Annotated in this window: 16 protein-coding genes; 4 read left to right on the forward strand and 12 right to left on the reverse strand. The window is 57.5% G+C overall.

The features are described from left to right. Positions 1-14: 14 nt before the first annotated feature. Positions 15-1,007, reverse strand: a complete 993-nt coding sequence (gene pldB, locus IPZ49_RS08560; RefSeq protein WP_022646668.1) for a lysophospholipase L2 — start codon at positions 1,005-1,007, stop codon at positions 15-17. 111 nt (positions 1,008-1,118) lie between these two features. On the opposite strand from pldB, the gene rhtB reads away from it, so the two are divergent. Continuing rightward, positions 1,119-1,739 carry a homoserine/homoserine lactone efflux protein gene (gene rhtB, locus IPZ49_RS08565; RefSeq protein WP_006812363.1) on the forward strand — a complete coding sequence of 207 codons (621 nt, stop codon included), beginning with the start codon at positions 1,119-1,121 and terminating at the stop codon, positions 1,737-1,739. Here the strand turns inward: rhtB and rhtC are convergent. The 3 genes from rhtC to pldA form a co-directional block, all read right to left on the reverse strand. Continuing rightward, positions 1,736-2,356 (reverse strand): threonine export protein RhtC, encoded by a 621-nt coding sequence (rhtC, locus tag IPZ49_RS08570; RefSeq protein WP_006179256.1) that lies wholly within the window; start codon positions 2,354-2,356, stop codon positions 1,736-1,738. The two genes, rhtB and rhtC, sit on opposite strands and share 4 nt — an antisense overlap. A gap of 61 nt (positions 2,357-2,417) precedes the next feature. Next, on the reverse strand, positions 2,418-4,247 hold the full coding sequence (gene recQ, locus IPZ49_RS08575) for an ATP-dependent DNA helicase RecQ (protein WP_063146901.1): 1,830 nt from the start codon (positions 4,245-4,247) through the stop codon (positions 2,418-2,420). Positions 4,248-4,337: 90 nt separating this feature from the next. After that, complete coding sequence (gene pldA / locus IPZ49_RS08580; protein ID WP_022646666.1) at positions 4,338-5,207, reverse strand: phospholipase A; 870 nt, start codon at positions 5,205-5,207, stop codon at positions 4,338-4,340. 160 nt (positions 5,208-5,367) lie between these two features. Between pldA and yigI the strand changes: the two genes are divergently transcribed. Continuing rightward, positions 5,368-5,835, forward strand: a complete 468-nt coding sequence (yigI, locus tag IPZ49_RS08585; RefSeq protein WP_006812366.1) for an acyl-CoA thioesterase YigI — start codon at positions 5,368-5,370, stop codon at positions 5,833-5,835. A gap of 51 nt (positions 5,836-5,886) precedes the next feature. Further along, positions 5,887-6,783, forward strand: coding sequence for an EamA family transporter RarD (gene rarD, locus IPZ49_RS08590; RefSeq protein ID WP_023299047.1), 897 nt, complete (start codon positions 5,887-5,889; stop codon positions 6,781-6,783). A gap of 43 nt (positions 6,784-6,826) precedes the next feature. On the opposite strand, the gene corA is transcribed toward rarD, so the two are convergent. From corA to IPZ49_RS08625, 8 genes are all read right to left on the reverse strand, one after another. Continuing rightward, complete coding sequence (gene corA, locus IPZ49_RS08595; RefSeq protein ID WP_003860807.1) at positions 6,827-7,777, reverse strand: magnesium/cobalt transporter CorA; 951 nt, start codon at positions 7,775-7,777, stop codon at positions 6,827-6,829. A 150-nt stretch (positions 7,778-7,927) separates the two neighbouring features. After that, positions 7,928-7,984, reverse strand: a complete 57-nt coding sequence (ysgD, locus tag IPZ49_RS23105; RefSeq protein WP_212743980.1) for a YsgD/CorL family protein — start codon at positions 7,982-7,984, stop codon at positions 7,928-7,930. Positions 7,985-8,133: 149 nt separating this feature from the next. Beyond that, positions 8,134-10,296 carry a DNA helicase II gene (gene uvrD, locus IPZ49_RS08600; RefSeq protein ID WP_017383586.1) on the reverse strand — a complete coding sequence of 721 codons (2,163 nt, stop codon included), beginning with the start codon at positions 10,294-10,296 and terminating at the stop codon, positions 8,134-8,136. Between the two features lie 79 nt (positions 10,297-10,375). Further along, a complete protein-coding gene (gene yigB / locus IPZ49_RS08605; RefSeq protein WP_022646664.1) occupies positions 10,376-11,092 on the reverse strand; it encodes a 5-amino-6-(5-phospho-D-ribitylamino)uracil phosphatase YigB in 717 nt (238 codons plus the stop codon). Further along, entirely contained in the window at positions 11,092-11,994 is a 903-nt protein-coding gene (xerC, locus tag IPZ49_RS08610; RefSeq protein WP_022646663.1) for a tyrosine recombinase XerC, read from the reverse strand. Before xerC ends, yigB begins: the two co-directional genes overlap by 1 nt. Then, the gene (locus tag IPZ49_RS08615) at positions 11,991-12,698 is read right to left on the reverse strand and encodes a DUF484 domain-containing protein (protein WP_023295731.1); all 708 of its coding nucleotides are present in this window, start codon (positions 12,696-12,698) and stop codon (positions 11,991-11,993) included. The genes xerC and IPZ49_RS08615 overlap by 4 nt, the downstream gene beginning before the upstream one ends. After that, positions 12,695-13,519 carry a diaminopimelate epimerase gene (gene dapF / locus IPZ49_RS08620; protein WP_063146899.1) on the reverse strand — a complete coding sequence of 275 codons (825 nt, stop codon included), beginning with the start codon at positions 13,517-13,519 and terminating at the stop codon, positions 12,695-12,697. Before dapF ends, IPZ49_RS08615 begins: the two co-directional genes overlap by 4 nt. A 35-nt stretch (positions 13,520-13,554) precedes the next feature. Beyond that, complete coding sequence (locus IPZ49_RS08625) at positions 13,555-13,758, reverse strand: lipoprotein (protein WP_006812373.1); 204 nt, start codon at positions 13,756-13,758, stop codon at positions 13,555-13,557. Between the two features lie 135 nt (positions 13,759-13,893). Between IPZ49_RS08625 and cyaY the strand changes: the two genes are divergently transcribed. Beyond that, entirely contained in the window at positions 13,894-14,214 is a 321-nt protein-coding gene (gene cyaY / locus IPZ49_RS08630; protein WP_045348418.1) for an iron donor protein CyaY, read from the forward strand. Positions 14,215-14,336: the final 122 nt, after the last annotated feature.

The raw sequence follows: 14,336 nt of genomic DNA on the forward strand, positions 1-14,336 counted from the left end.
GTGGAAAACAATAATCAGTTATGCCTGTTGAAAAATTCAACAATGGCGTTGAGCGCGACTGAGCGCATAGCGTCCTTTTCAAAAAGGATCTCATGGTACGCACCGTTGATGACCAGCGGTTTACCCCCTTCACAGGGATGGCCCGCCGCGGCGCGAAGTTCACAATAGCGGTCATGCATGCGGTTATCCACCACACGCTCTTCTTCCGCCTGGATCAGAAGCGTCGGCGTGTCATCATCGCCTACGCCCGCCAGCACCTGCTCACCGGCATGAATACCTTCCCGCACCCAGTGCCAGGTGGGGCCGCCGACCCGCAGACGCGGTTCATCGGCATAAAAACGCAGGTTGCGGCGATAACGCTGCCGACTGTGGGTTAACACGTTGATGGCAAACGGCAACGCCCGCCAGCGTCCTGTTCCGATGGCATAGCCTTCACGAATGCGCTGATGGCCCTCAGCCCAGTCGAGAAGATGGCGCACCATCCAGTCAGGAAAACGTATCACAATGCCGTACATCGGCGCGGTCAGCGCAATGGCGTCGCACTGGTGCTTATGGCGCTGCAAAAACAACGTCGAGATCGCGCCCCCCATGGAGTGGGCAAGAATATAACGCTTGCGCCACGGTCCGGGCTGCACTTCCTGCTGCCAGAACGCGGCCAGATCGTCGACGTAATCGCTGAAGTTATCCACGTGGCCGCGATGGGTATCCGGCAGCATCCGGCCGGAAAGCCCCTGCCCGCGATGGTCGATAATTAACACATCAAAGCCCAGATGGAACAGGTCATACGCCAGCTCGGCATATTTGATATAGCTTTCGATGCGCCCGGGGCAAACCACAATCACCCGGTCATTTTTTTCATCATGGAAACGAACGAAGCGTACCGGGATATCCCCGACGCCCATAAACTCATCTTCCTCACGCTGGCGCCAGAAATCGGTCAGCGGCCCCATGGAGAAAGCAGCAAATGCGTTTTCTCGTGTTTCCCAGTCCTTTTTCTGCTGAAACATTGGGTTTCCACCCCCCGTAATTCAGGGAATATCGTTTTTTTCGTCACCGGTCACAAAATGACTCAACAATAGCGTATTGTGGCATAAAAACAGACGATCCGGGAGTTTCAAATGACCTTCGAATGGTGGTTCGCTTACCTGCTGACATCCATCATCCTCAGCCTTTCACCTGGCTCGGGCGCAATCAACACCATGACCACCTCCATTAATCACGGCTATCGCGGCGCGGCGGCGTCAATTGCCGGTTTACAGACAGGGCTTGGCATTCACATTGTGCTGGTGGGGATTGGTCTGGGCACGCTGTTCTCCCGTTCGGTACTGGCCTTCGAGGTGCTGAAATGGGCTGGCGCAGCGTATCTTATCTGGCTGGGCATTCAGCAGTGGCGCGCCGCAGGCTCGATTGATCTGCATACGCTCTCCCGGACGCAAACACGCGGCCACCTGTTTAAGCGCGCGGTATTCGTTAACCTAACCAACCCGAAAAGCATTGTGTTCCTCGCCGCCCTGTTCCCGCAGTTTATCGTGCCGCATCAGCCCCAGGTGATGCAGTACGTGGTGCTGGGCGCGACCACCATTATTGTCGATATCATTGTGATGATTGGTTACGCGACGCTGGCGCAGCGAATTGCGGCGTGGATCAAAGGGCCTAAGCAGATGAAGGCCCTGAACAAAGTCTTTGGTTCGCTGTTTATGCTGGTTGGCGCGCTGCTTGCGTCAGCGCGTCATGCTTAGCGAGAAATGATGAGATGAATGCCGAAGCCGGCGAACAGTGCGCCGGCAAAGCCGTCGATCCACTTCGCGATGCGCTGGTAGCCGCGACGCATCGCCGGTAAAGCAAACAGGCTTGCCACAACGGTAAACCAGGCGAACGTCTCAACAACGATTAGCAGGAAGATCCCCCAGCGCGCGCCCGCACCGACGTTATCCCCCACAAACAGCGAGAACACAGAGCCGAAGTAAATAATCGCTTTCGGGTTCGCCAGGTTAGTCAGCAGCCCTTTCACAAAGCTACGGCCGCCCGTTGCCAGCTCAACCTTTGGCTCTTCCGGCTTTTTCTCTTCTTTCTTCAGCGCCCCGCGCAGCATCTGGTAGCCCATCCAGCACAGGTACAGACCGCCGCCAACCATGATGATGTTATGCAGCCACGCCATTTTCGCCAGGATCAGGTTCAGACCAAGCAGCGCAACCGCCGCCCAGACCATAACGCCCATGGTGATACCGAGCACACCCATCATCGCCTCTTTGCGGGAGCGGCTGACGGCCGTTTGTGACACGAAGAAGAAGTCAGGGCCAGGGCTCATCAGCGCAACGATGTGCACTAACGCCACGGTGAGAAATAGCATTAACATAATTAGCTCGCGGGGAAATAATGTAGTGATTCATCATCCTGGCACTTTTTCGCCCGGCTGACTACTCCTCATCATCACCATCAGCGTGGGAACGGATAAGCGCCATAAACTCTTTACCAAAGCGCTCCAGCTTGCGCGTGCCGACGCCGTTGACGCTGAGCATCTCGCTGGCGCTGAGTGGCATTTGCTCGGCCATCTCGATCAGCGTCGCGTCATTGAACACCACGTATGGCGGGATGTTCTCTTCATCGGCAATGGCTTTACGCAGCTTGCGCAGCTTGGCGAACAGCTTGCGATCGTAGTTGCCGCCGTAGGATTTTTGCATCACGCGCGGCTTGAGGGCGACGACGCGCGGAACGGCGAGCTTCAGTTCAACCTCACCGCGCAGGACCGGTCGCGCCGCTTCGGTAAGCTGAAGCGCAGAGTGCTGAGCAATATTTTGCGTGGCAAAGCCGAGATGGATCAGCTGGCGGATGATGCTTACCCAGTGCTCGTGGCTCTGGTCTTTCCCGATGCCGTAAACCGGCAGCTTGTCGTGCCCCATGTCGCGGATACGCTGGTTGTTAGCCCCACGCAGCACTTCGACGACGTAGCCCATCCCAAAGCGCTGGTTCACGCGTCCGATAGTCGAGAGCGCTTTGCGCGCGTCCATCAGACCGTCGTACTGCTTCGGCGGGTCGAGGCAGATATCGCAGTTGCCGCACGGCGCCTGTCGCCCTTCACCAAAGTAGTTGAGCAGCACCAGACGGCGGCAGGTTTGCGCTTCGGCGAAGGCACCCATCGCGTTAAGCTTGTGGCGTTCGATATCCTGCAACTGCCCCTGCGGTTTCTCCTCGAGACAGCGGCGCAGCCACGCCATATCCGCCGGATCGTAAAACAGCATCGCTTCCGCAGGCAGGCCATCACGCCCGGCGCGGCCGGTTTCCTGATAATAGGATTCGATATTGCGCGGGATATCAAAGTGCACCACAAAGCGCACGTTGGGCTTGTTGATCCCCATCCCGAACGCCACCGTTGCGACCACGATTTGCAGGTCGTCGCGCTGGAATTTTTCCTGTACGTCGGCGCGGATGTGGTTTTCTAACCCGGCATGGTATGCCGCCGCGCTAAAGCCGCGATTTTGCAGACGCGCAGCGGTGTCTTCCACCTTCGCGCGGCTGTTGCAGTAGATGATGCCGGACTTGCCGCGCTGCTCCTGCACGTAGCGCAGGAGCTGATCCAGCGGCTTGAATTTTTCCATCAGCATATAGCGGATGTTCGGCCGGTCGAAGCTGCTGACCTGAATATAGGGGTCTTTCAGCCCCAGCAGGCGAACGATGTCCTGACGCGTGGTGTCATCCGCCGTGGCGGTAAGCGCCATAAACGGCAGCTCAGGGAAGCGCTGACGCAGCTGGCCGAGGGCGGCATATTCCGGGCGGAAATCGTGCCCCCACTGGGAGATACAGTGCGCTTCATCCACCGCCAGCAGCACCGGGTTCCAGTGCGCCAGGTGGTCGAGGAAGTTGTCCAGCATCAGGCGCTCTGGCGCGATATACAGCAGGCGGATCTGCCCGGTGCGGCACCCGGCCATCACCTCTTGCTGATGCTCGCGGGTTTGCGTCGAGTTAAGACAGGCCGCCGCCACGCCGTTGGCAAGCAGCTGGTCGACCTGGTCTTTCATCAGGGAAATAAGGGGGGAGACCACAACCGTCAGGCCATTAAGTACCAGCGCGGGCACCTGATAGCAGAGCGATTTTCCGCCGCCGGTCGGCATGACCACCAGGCAATCGCGGCCTTCCAGCACGGTTTCAATGATGGTTTCCTGGCCAGGACGGAACTGCTGGTAGCCAAAGGTTTCATGCAAAACCTGTTTAGCCAGCGATTCCTGATTCAATACTTCCGCCTGCGCCACGTTAACCCCATATGCCAGAAATGAAACAGGCGCTATTTTCAGCGCCTGAGAGAGAAACTTCAACGTTTAACGCAAAAACATTCGAGCAGCTTAGAAAATATCGTTCAGCATGACGCCCACACCAACGCGGGTCTGGTTGAAGTTATAGTCGATCAGCGATTCGCCATAACCGCTATACACCTGGGTATAGAGACGAACGTGTTTCGTCACCGGGTAGCTCAGGCCCAGCTCTGCGCCGCCGTAGCCGGTATTCCAGTTGTACTGCCCTTTGGCGCTCAGCACCGCGTCACCCAGCTGATAGCCCACTTTAAGCTGATAATAGCCCATGTATTTGGTGATATCCGGGTTGTCATCGGTGCTGCCCACCACGTACCACGGCTTCACTTCCACCATGAAATTGCCGTTCTGCGCCATCAGACGCGTATAGACGCGATTCCAGCTGCGTGAGGTTGGGTCGGAACGACCGTTGGAATCGTGGTTATAGCCCACCTCCACGTCGCGCAGCGTCCAGCCTGCAAACTCATAATCAGTGGCGAAACCGAGGAACAGCTGCGGTTCATAGTTGGTTTCGCGGAACGGTGAAGATTCCCCGCTGTTGGAGAGCTGCCACCATGACTTCTGCGTGTAAGATGCACCAAGCACCGAGTTCGGCCCCAGGATGCCGCGCCATAACGGGAAGGCCAGGCTGAGCTGGAACTTCACCTCATCTTTACGCGCATTGTCAGACCAGTTATAGGAACTTATCGCCTCTTTGTTGAGATCGCTGGTCTGGGTATAGATCACGTAGTTTGTGTCATAGGGGTAGAGCGTGAACGGATTGTCATGCTCCTGAAGCATATTGGCGATGATGCTGCCCTGAACGGCAGGTTTATCATGCACTTCTTTGATCGTCGCTTCCTGCGCATATGCTGTGAGGGGCAGCGCAACCGCCGCCAGTAACCAACCCAGATACGTCCGCATCGGTGGTGTTCTCCTGAAATTGTGACATTTAATGAATAGTTTTGTCCGGGCATTCTACAGACTTCTGCGATAACTTCCGCTTCCTCGTTTCTTAAAGTGGCATTCCTTTATCCTGAAGCATAAAATCAACATTTTGTTAACAACAAGGATGCCACGTCAGATGTCAGCCACACTCACCGCCGAAGAAACCTTAAAGCTCGTGGGCGAGATTTTTGTGTACCACATGCCATTCAACCGTGCACTGGGTCTTGAGCTGGAGCGATACGAAAAAGACTTCGCTCAGCTGAGTTTCAATAATCAGCCAATGATGGTCGGTAACTGGGCGCAAAGCATTTTGCACGGCGGAGTGATTGCCTCTGCGCTGGACGTGGCGGCCGGTCTGGTGTGCGTGGGCAGCACGCTGACGCGCCATGACACCATCAACGAAGATGAGTTACGCCAGCGCCTCTCGCGCATGGGAACCATCGATTTACGTGTCGACTATCTGCGTCCGGGACGCGGAAACCGCTTCACCTGCACCAGCAGCCTGCTGCGCGCCGGGAATAAAGTTGCCGTCGCCCGCGTTGAGCTGCATAACGAGGAGCAGGTTTATATCGCCAGCGCAACCGCCACTTATATGGTGGGTTGAGACGGCAAATTCGGGTAAAATTACTTCACTTTTTTGTAACGGATTTTCCCGATGGATGCTAAACAGACGCGGCAGGGCGTTTTACTCGCCCTTGCCGCTTATTTTATTTGGGGTATCGCGCCGGCGTACTTCAAGCTTATCGCCTATGTCCCGGCGGACGAGATCCTCACTCACCGCGTCATCTGGTCGTTTTTCTTTATGATTGCGCTGATGAGCATCAGCCGTCAGTGGTCAGGCGTCAAAACGCTACTGAAAACCCCGAAGAAGGTCTTCCTGCTTGCCCTCTCTGCGGTGCTGATTGGCGGAAACTGGCTGCTGTTTATCTGGGCGGTGAATAACCATCACATGCTCGAAGCCAGCCTGGGGTACTTCATTAACCCGCTGGTGAACATCGTGCTGGGGATGATTTTCCTCGGCGAACGTTTCCGCCGGATGCAGTGGGTGGCGGTGATTCTGGCCCTCTGCGGCGTGCTGGTGCAGCTGTGGACCTTCGGTTCACTGCCGGTTATCGCCCTGGGGCTGGCGTTCAGCTTTGCCTTCTACGGCCTGGTGCGTAAAAAAATCGCCGTGGAAGCGCAGACGGGAATGCTGTTTGAAACCCTGTGGCTGCTGCCTGTCGCGGCGATCTACCTGTTCGGTATTGCCGACAGCGCCACCAGCCACATGGGCAGCAACCCATGGTCGCTGAACCTGATGCTGATGGCGGCGGGCGTGGTCACGACGATTCCCCTGCTGTGCTTCACCGGCGCGGCAACGCGTCTGCGTCTCTCGACGCTTGGCTTCTTCCAGTACATCGGCCCGACGCTGATGTTCCTGCTGGCGGTGGTGTTTTACGGCGAGGTGCCGGGTGCGGATAAGATGGTGACGTTTGCCTTTATCTGGGTGGCGCTGGCGATTTTCGTTGCGGATGCAATTTATACCCAGCGCAGGACTCGCAGAGGAATTTAGGTGCTTTGTAGGGCGGGTAAGCGCAGCGCCACCCGCCTGATTTTTACAACCAGTTCTTCCGCTTGAAGTACAGGTACGGCGCCAGCCCGGCGAGGATCATAAAGATAATCGCCCCCGGGTAGCCAAAGCTCCACTTCAGCTCCGGCATAAACTCAAAGTTCATCCCGTAGCTGGATGCCACCAGCGTCGGCGGCAGGAACACCACGGAAACCACCGAGAAGATCTTGATGATGCGGTTCTGCTCGATGTTGATAAAGCCCATTGCCGCCTGCATCAGGAAGTTGACCTTCTGGAACAGGGATTCGTTGTGCGGTAGCAGGGATTCAATATCGCGTAAGATCTCACGCGCCTGCTCCAGCTGACCGCCCGGCAGACGCGCCTTGCGAACCAGGAAGTTCAGCGCGCGCTGGGTATCCATCAGACACAAACGCACCTTCCAGCCGATATCTTCCAGCTCTGCCAGCGTGGACAACGCTTCGTCGTACTCATCACCCTGATGGCCTTCCATGATCACGCGGCTCAGCTTTTCCAGGTCGCTGTAGATGTTTTCGATTTCATCCGCCAGCTGTTCGATTTTGGTTTCGAACAGATCCAGCAGCAGCTCATAGGCGTTACCGTCCATCATCGCCTGGCTGCGGGCGCGCATGCGGTAGAGACGAAACGCAGGCAGTTCGCGCTCGCGCAGGGTGAACAGGCGGCCATCGCGGATGGTGAACGCCACAGTGGAGTTCCCCGCGTGGTCTTCGGCATCTTCGAAGAAGAAGAAGGAGTGAATGTGCAGGCCGTCTTCGTCTTCAAAAAAACGGGCGGATGCTTCGATGTCTTCCAGTTCCGGGCGTGTCGCCAGGCTTTGCCCCAGTTCAGATTGTACGCGAAGGCGCTCATCGTCGTCCGGCTCGACCAGATCCACCCATACGGCATCAATGAGGGGCTGTGACTCTTCGGCTTCAAGCCGAGTCAGTCGGTTATTTTCGAGTTGAAATGCGCTCAACATGACCGGGACTCCCAATGCAAAAAATATCGGACAGTTCGGTGGGCACACAGAAACAAATTGGGTTTCAGACCATTAAACAGCCTGACTCAGCGCGACGGGAATGATGCAGTCGCTGACAACCACTAAGGCCATCAGCAAGAGGAGATAGCCTTAGGAGTTGTTCCTGGATGACAGGGAATTGAGCCAGTATCTACTGGGTGTGTCCAAGGCGAATGTCCTCTTAGCGTAATCGTGCGCGCATGTTACGCCAGCAATAACTGTGGCGTCAACACGCAACGGAACGCTGAAGGGCATTAATTGACCTTCAACGTATAAGGCTAGCAGATTATTACAAAATAGTGATATTTTTCTGAAAGTTACACACTTTCCAGCTTGGCATAGGCTGCCACCAGCCATTTGATCCCCTGCCCCTGGAACGCGACCTGCAAACGGCTGTGCTCGCCGCTGCCTTCCAGATTGACGATGGTGCCTTCGCCAAACTTCGAGTGGCGCACGCGCTGGCCCAGCTTGTAACCGGTATCGGTTTCCGAGATTGGCGAGCCCATACGCTGATGACTGACCGGACGGCTGATGCTTGCGCGCAGGCGCACCTCTTCCACACACTCTTCCGGCAGTTCGCCGATAAAGCGCGACGGACGGTGATACACCTCTTTCCCGTACAGGCGGCGGGTTTCCGCGTAGGTCAGGGTCAGTTTCTGCATCGCACGGGTCACGCCCACGTAGGCCAGACGACGCTCCTCTTCCAGACGCCCGCCTTCATCCAGCGACATCTGGCTCGGGAACATCCCCTCTTCCATCCCGACGATGAACACCTGCGGGAACTCCAGACCTTTCGCGGAGTGCAGGGTCATCAGCTGAACCGCATCCTGCCAGGTATCGGCCTGCCCTTCACCCGCCTCCAGCGCGGCGTGAGAGAGGAATGCCTGCAACGGCATCAGGTCTTCGTCTTCTTCGTTGTAGCTGAACTGGCGCGTTGCCGTCACCAGCTCCTCTAAGTTCTCAATACGAGTCTGGCCCTTCTCGCCTTTTTCCTGCTCGTACATGGTGCGCAGGCCGGAATCTTTGATTACCCGGTCGGTCTGGACGTGCAGCGGCATGTCGGCCGTTTCCTGCGCCAGCGCGTCGATTAACTCCAGGAAGCGCTGCAATGCGCTGGCGGCGCGCCCGGCGAGGGCTTTTTCCTGTAACAGCTCGCGGCATGCCTGCCATAGCGTGAGCTGACGATCGCGCGAGGCCTGACGCACCACGTCCAGCGTACGATCGCCGATGCCACGCGTCGGCGTGTTCACCACGCGCTCAAACGCCGCATCGTCGTTACGGTTGGCAATCAGACGCAAATACGAGAGCGCATCTTTGATCTCCTGACGTTCGAAGAAGCGCATACCGCCATAAATGCGGTACGGCATGCTCACCTGTAACAGCGCCTCTTCCAGCACGCGCGACTGGGCGTTGCTGCGATAGAGAATGGCACACTGCTCCAGCGCACCGCCGTTCTCCTGCCAGGTTTTAATGCGGTTCACCACGAAGCGGGCTTCGTCGAGCTCGTTGAAGGCGCAGTAAATCGAAATCGGTTCGCCGTCGACGCCATCGGTCCACAGCTTTTTACCCAGTCGCCCGTTGTTGTTCTCAATCAGGGCGTTGGCCGCGCTCAGTATGTTGCTGGTAGAACGGTAGTTCTGCTCCAGACGGATGGTTTGCGCGCCGGGGAAATCGTTGAGAAAGCGCTGGATGTTCTCCACCTGCGCGCCGCGCCAGCCGTAGATAGACTGGTCGTCATCGCCCACGATCATCACCTTGCCGGTATCCCCGGCCAGCAGGCGGATCCACGCGTACTGAATGTTGTTGGTATCCTGGAATTCGTCCACCAGAATGTTGGTGAAGCGTTCACGGTAGTGTTGCAGGATATGTGGTTTGTTGAGCCACAGCTCGTGGGCGCGCAGCAGCAGTTCGGCGAAATCCACCAGACCGGCGCGATCGCACGCTTCCTGATAGGCCTTGTAGACGTTCTGCCAGGTCTGCTCAACCGGGTTACCGAAGCTTTGAATGTGGTGCGGACGCAGCCCTTCGTCTTTCTGACCGTTGATGTACCACATCGCCTGACGCGGCGGCCACTGCTTCTCGTCGAGGTTCATCGCCTTGATCAGACGTTTCAGTAAGCGCAGCTGGTCTTCGCTGTCGAGGATCTGGAAATCCTGCGGCAGGTTAGCGTCCATATGGTGCGCGCGCAGCAGACGGTGCGCCAGGCCGTGGAAGGTGCCAACCCACATGCCGCCCTGGCTGGTGCCCATTAGCTGTGCGATACGGTGGCGCATCTCCGCCGCCGCCTTGTTGGTGAACGTCACGGCCATAATCGAGTACGGCGAGCAGTTCTCCACGCTCTGTAGCCAGGCGATACGGTGAACCAGCACGCGCGTCTTACCACTGCCCGCTCCAGCCAGTACCAGCAGGTTTGTACGCGAGGCGGCAACCGCGTCACGCTGTTTGTCATTAAGGCTGTCGAGCAGGTAAGAAACGTCCATTGGCACCGTCACGTCATGTCGGGCGGGCAAATGTTTCCATTCGCCAAAACCCTGTTAATTTATACAGAACAATTGATGATTATATCAGCGTCGTGAGGGATGCCAACCGTGAAATTTCCACGTGCGGCAGAAGACGGCTATCCGGGGTAGTCATCAGATCGGCATTTTCCGGCTTGATCCAGCAGGCCTGCATGCCGCAGCGGATCGCCCCGGCGACGTCCGTGGTCAGGTCGTCGCCCACGTGCAGGATCTCACCGAGCGGCAAATCCAGTTTTTCCGCCGCCAGATGATACATATCGTTGAACGGCTTCGAGCGTCCGTGCGGGCCCGCGCGCAGCACGAACTGAAAATAGTTCCCCAGACCAAACAGTTCAGGCTGAGCGTTGCCGTTGGTGATGGCCACCAGCGGCCACTTTTCAGCGAGCTTCGCCAGCGTGTCGTGGGTCTCCTGCGGCACATCGATGCGGCTGCGCCATTTGGCGAAATTTTCCATGGCCGCTTCGGCACCCATGGCCGCGTCCTGCGCGCTCAGGCCGGCATTGAGCATCGCCTGCTCAACCGCACGGCGGCGCCATTCGGTCACGTCATGGTAAATTTCCGGCTCGGTTTCCCGCAGGGACTGACGCAGCTTCTGGAACTCTTTGTTCTGGATCGCTTTCAGCGCAGGATGGTAGTTTTGCACAAACGCCAGCGACTCCTGCTCGGTACGCAGGATCACTGGACGGTTGTCGTAAAGGGTGTCATCAAGATCAAACGTCAGGGCTGAGATCTGACCGAGTGGGCGGTAAAAACGCATTATTTCCCCCGTTTGGCGCGTGGATGCGCCGCGTCATACACCGAGGCAAGGTGTTGGAAGTCTAAGTGGGTATAGATTTGGGTGGTCGACAGATTCGCGTGACCAAGCAGCTCCTGTACGCCGCGCAGGTCGCCGCTTGATTCCAGCATGTGCGTCGCAAAAGAGTGGCGCAGCTTATGCGGGTGAACGTGGCTGTTCAGCCCCTGCTTAATGCCCCACTCCGCAAAGCGCTTCTGCACGTTACGCGCCGAGATCCGCTTGCCGAGCTTCGACAGGAACAGCGCATCCTCTTCCGCGCCAAACAGACCGCGCAGATCCAGCCAGTGCTCAATCCAGGAAACCGCATTGCGGCCGATCGGCAGGCGGCGCTCTTTGCTGCCTTTGCCCATCACCCACACTTCGCCAGATTCCAGATCGAGGTGCTTTAAGTCGAGGTTCACCAGCTCAGAGAGACGCAGGCCCGCGCCGTACATCACCTCCAGCATCGCGCGGTCGCGCACGGCCAGCGGATCGTTGAGATCGATATCCAGCAGGCGGTTTACGTCGTCGACGTCGATATTTTTCGGCAGATGACGCGGGGCCTTTGGCGTGGCGATCCCTTTTGCCGGGTTGGCTTTCAGACCGCCCTGGCTGACCAGCCAGTCGAAGAAACTGCGCAGGGCAGAGAGCCGGAGCGCCAGGCTCGCCGGGCTTAAGTTTTTTTTACGGCTACGCACAACGAAGCCGCGAACCGTGGCGGCGTCACATTGTTGCCAGCTTTTCAGGCCGATTTCATCGGCAATCTGCATGATGGCATCAAGCTGACGCTGATAGTTGAGCAGCGTAATAGGGCTAAGCTGGCGCTCAACGCCCAGATAGCGCAGAAAACGGGTGACGTCAGTGGCGAGCAGTCCGTCCGTCATACGCGCTCAATCCAGCGCTCCAGCAGCTCAGGCAGCATCAGGGCGATCTCCTGCAACAGTTGCGTACCCTGCCCCTGTTCATAATGATGCGCGTCGCGGCTGGTAAATAACATCACACCCAGGTCACCATCGCGCCCCATCAGCGACATCGCCACCGAGCCGATAGCTTTGGCTTCCGGTAGCACCACCAGCAGTTCTGGCCCGTTAAGCGGCCCCAGATAGTGGTGCTCATGGCCCAGACGCTGAATGCGCAGCGGCTCAAACGCCTGACGGCTCAGCGCCAGATGGGTAAACCCGGACGGCGCGCCAATGCGCCAGCGGTCGGGAAAGAGACGGATCGTCGCGCCTGCCAGCCCCAGCTCGCGCGCCCAGCGGTGGAAGCGGTTGAGGAACTCTTCGAGACTGTGCGCGGAAGCCAGACGCGCCTGAAGGTGCAGAAGACGATAGAACAGGCTTTCGTTATTGCTGGCCTGCTCCATCAGCAGCGTCATGTTCTCTTCGAGCTGATTGATGTGGTTGCGCGAGCGCGCCATGTGCCATTCAACCAGCGACACGGTCTCGCGAACCGGATGCGGCACGCGCATCCTTTCGACGACGCGTGCATTGCGGATAAAAAACTCAGGATTGTGCAGCAGGTAATCCACAACAGCGCTGTCGTCCAGCTCCGTTACAGGTTCCCGCAGTTCTTCCCCTGGTTGCTTCATAGATGGATAAACCCGTCATAAACATGTGTCGCCGGGCCAGTCATGTACAGTGGATGACCCGCTCCTTTCCAGGCGATATCAAGACGCCCGCCCGGTAATTCCACGCGAACCTCTTCCGCCAGTAACCCCTGCGAGATTCCGACGGCCACCGCCGCACAGGCACCGCTTCCGCAGGCCTGGGTTTCGCCCGCGCCGCGCTCGTAAACCCGCAGGCGAATGTGTTCACGCTTCACCACCTGCATGAAACCGATGTTCGCCCGCTCCGGGAAGCGCTCGTGGCTTTCCAGCACCGGGCCGAGCGTTTCAACCGCCGCGGTTTGCACATCATCTACCTGAATCACGCAGTGCGGGTTACCCATCGAGACGACGCCGCACAATACTGTCTGCTCGGCGGCACGCATAATATAGGTCTTTTCCGCTTTGTTGGCGCGAAACGGCACGGCAGTGGGTTCGAAGTTCGGCTCGCCCATGTTCACGCGCACCAGTTCGTCGTCGGTGACGCTGAGCACCATCCGGCCGTTGGCGGTGCTGACGCGGATATCGCGCTTGTTGGTCAGCCCTTTCAGCCGAACAAAGCGGGCAAAACAGCGCGCGCCGTTGCCACATTGGGAAACTTCGCTGCCGTCGGCGTTAAAAATGCGATAGTGGAAGTCCAGGTCAGGATCGTAAGGCGGCTCCACCACCAGCAGCTGGTCAAACCCCACGCCCACGTGTCGATCCGCCAGGCGACGGATCAGTTCCGGGGAGAAAAAGACATTCTGCGTTACCGCGTCGACGACCATAAAGTCGTTGCCAAGGCCATGCATTTTAGAGAACTGCATCATTTGCTCCATTGCGCGGGTACAGAACGTAATTGTCAGAGATTGACCTGAGTCGGGCCGCCGTTATTGCCGCGATCGTTGGTATCCGGCGTAGATGACTCGATACCACTTTGCACTGGTTTTGTCGGCGGTGGTGCGTTTTTATCCTCTGGCGGGAAGTACAGTGGTCCCTTCAGTCCACAGCCGGTCAGGCTAAACAGAGTGACAAGAACGGCAAGCGTTCGAAAGACGTTTTTCATGTAGAGGTTGCCCGTAAGTTCAAATCTGTTTCTATCATCGCAGGAGAAGACACAAAAGCAAGAGTTTGCCGCTTTCCTGCAACGGGAATTATTTAGCGTTATACTGCCGCCATCACGAAAAACAGGAATAAAACCATGAACGACAGTGAATTTCATCGCCTTGCCGATACCCTGTGGATGACCATCGAAGAGCGTATCGACGACTGGGACGGCGACAGCGATATCGATTGTGAAATCAACGGCGGGATCCTGACCTTAAGCTTCGAAAACGGCAGCAAGATTATTATTAACCGTCAGGAGCCGCTTCACCAGGTGTGGCTGGCGGCGAAACAGGGCGGCTATCACTTTGATCTAAAAGGTGACGAGTGGATCTGCGACCGCAGCGGTGAAACGTTCTGGGATCTGCTGGAGCAGGCGGCGACCGCGCAGGCGGGCGAGGACGTGAGTTTCAGGTAGTTTTGTTGCCCGGTGGCGGCTACGCCTTACCGGGCCTACAACGGCTCGAACCATAGTCCGGGTAAGCGTGAGCGCCAACCGCAACAGCAGCTCGGACCGTAGGCCGGGTAAGCGTTAGCGCC

This window comes from Enterobacter cloacae complex sp. S2 (assembly GCF_015159675.1).
Taxonomy (GTDB): domain Bacteria; phylum Pseudomonadota; class Gammaproteobacteria; order Enterobacterales; family Enterobacteriaceae; genus Enterobacter; species Enterobacter intestinihominis.

Bases quoted from the DNA above. Each gene is read 5' to 3' on its own strand.
- rhtC (WP_006179256.1), bottom strand. From the start codon at position 2,356: ATGTTAATGCTATTTCTCACCGTGGCGTTAGTGCACATCGTTGCGCTG.
- yigI (WP_006812366.1), top strand. From the start codon at position 5,368: ATGTCAGCCACACTCACCGCCGAAGAAACCTTAAAGCTCGTGGGCGAG.
- pldA (WP_022646666.1), bottom strand. From the start codon at position 5,207: ATGCGGACGTATCTGGGTTGGTTACTGGCGGCGGTTGCGCTGCCCCTC.
- corA (WP_003860807.1), bottom strand. From the start codon at position 7,777: ATGTTGAGCGCATTTCAACTCGAAAATAACCGACTGACTCGGCTTGAA.
- rarD (WP_023299047.1), top strand. From the start codon at position 5,887: ATGGATGCTAAACAGACGCGGCAGGGCGTTTTACTCGCCCTTGCCGCT.
- pldB (WP_022646668.1), bottom strand. From the start codon at position 1,007: ATGTTTCAGCAGAAAAAGGACTGGGAAACACGAGAAAACGCATTTGCT.
- xerC (WP_022646663.1), bottom strand. From the start codon at position 11,994: ATGACGGACGGACTGCTCGCCACTGACGTCACCCGTTTTCTGCGCTAT.
- IPZ49_RS08625 (WP_006812373.1), bottom strand. From the start codon at position 13,758: ATGAAAAACGTCTTTCGAACGCTTGCCGTTCTTGTCACTCTGTTTAGC.
- yigB (WP_022646664.1), bottom strand. From the start codon at position 11,092: ATGCGTTTTTACCGCCCACTCGGTCAGATCTCAGCCCTGACGTTTGAT.
- dapF (WP_063146899.1), bottom strand. From the start codon at position 13,519: ATGCAGTTCTCTAAAATGCATGGCCTTGGCAACGACTTTATGGTCGTC.
- uvrD (WP_017383586.1), bottom strand. From the start codon at position 10,296: ATGGACGTTTCTTACCTGCTCGACAGCCTTAATGACAAACAGCGTGAC.
- IPZ49_RS08615 (WP_023295731.1), bottom strand. From the start codon at position 12,698: ATGAAGCAACCAGGGGAAGAACTGCGGGAACCTGTAACGGAGCTGGAC.
- rhtB (WP_006812363.1), top strand. From the start codon at position 1,119: ATGACCTTCGAATGGTGGTTCGCTTACCTGCTGACATCCATCATCCTC.
- cyaY (WP_045348418.1), top strand. From the start codon at position 13,894: ATGAACGACAGTGAATTTCATCGCCTTGCCGATACCCTGTGGATGACC.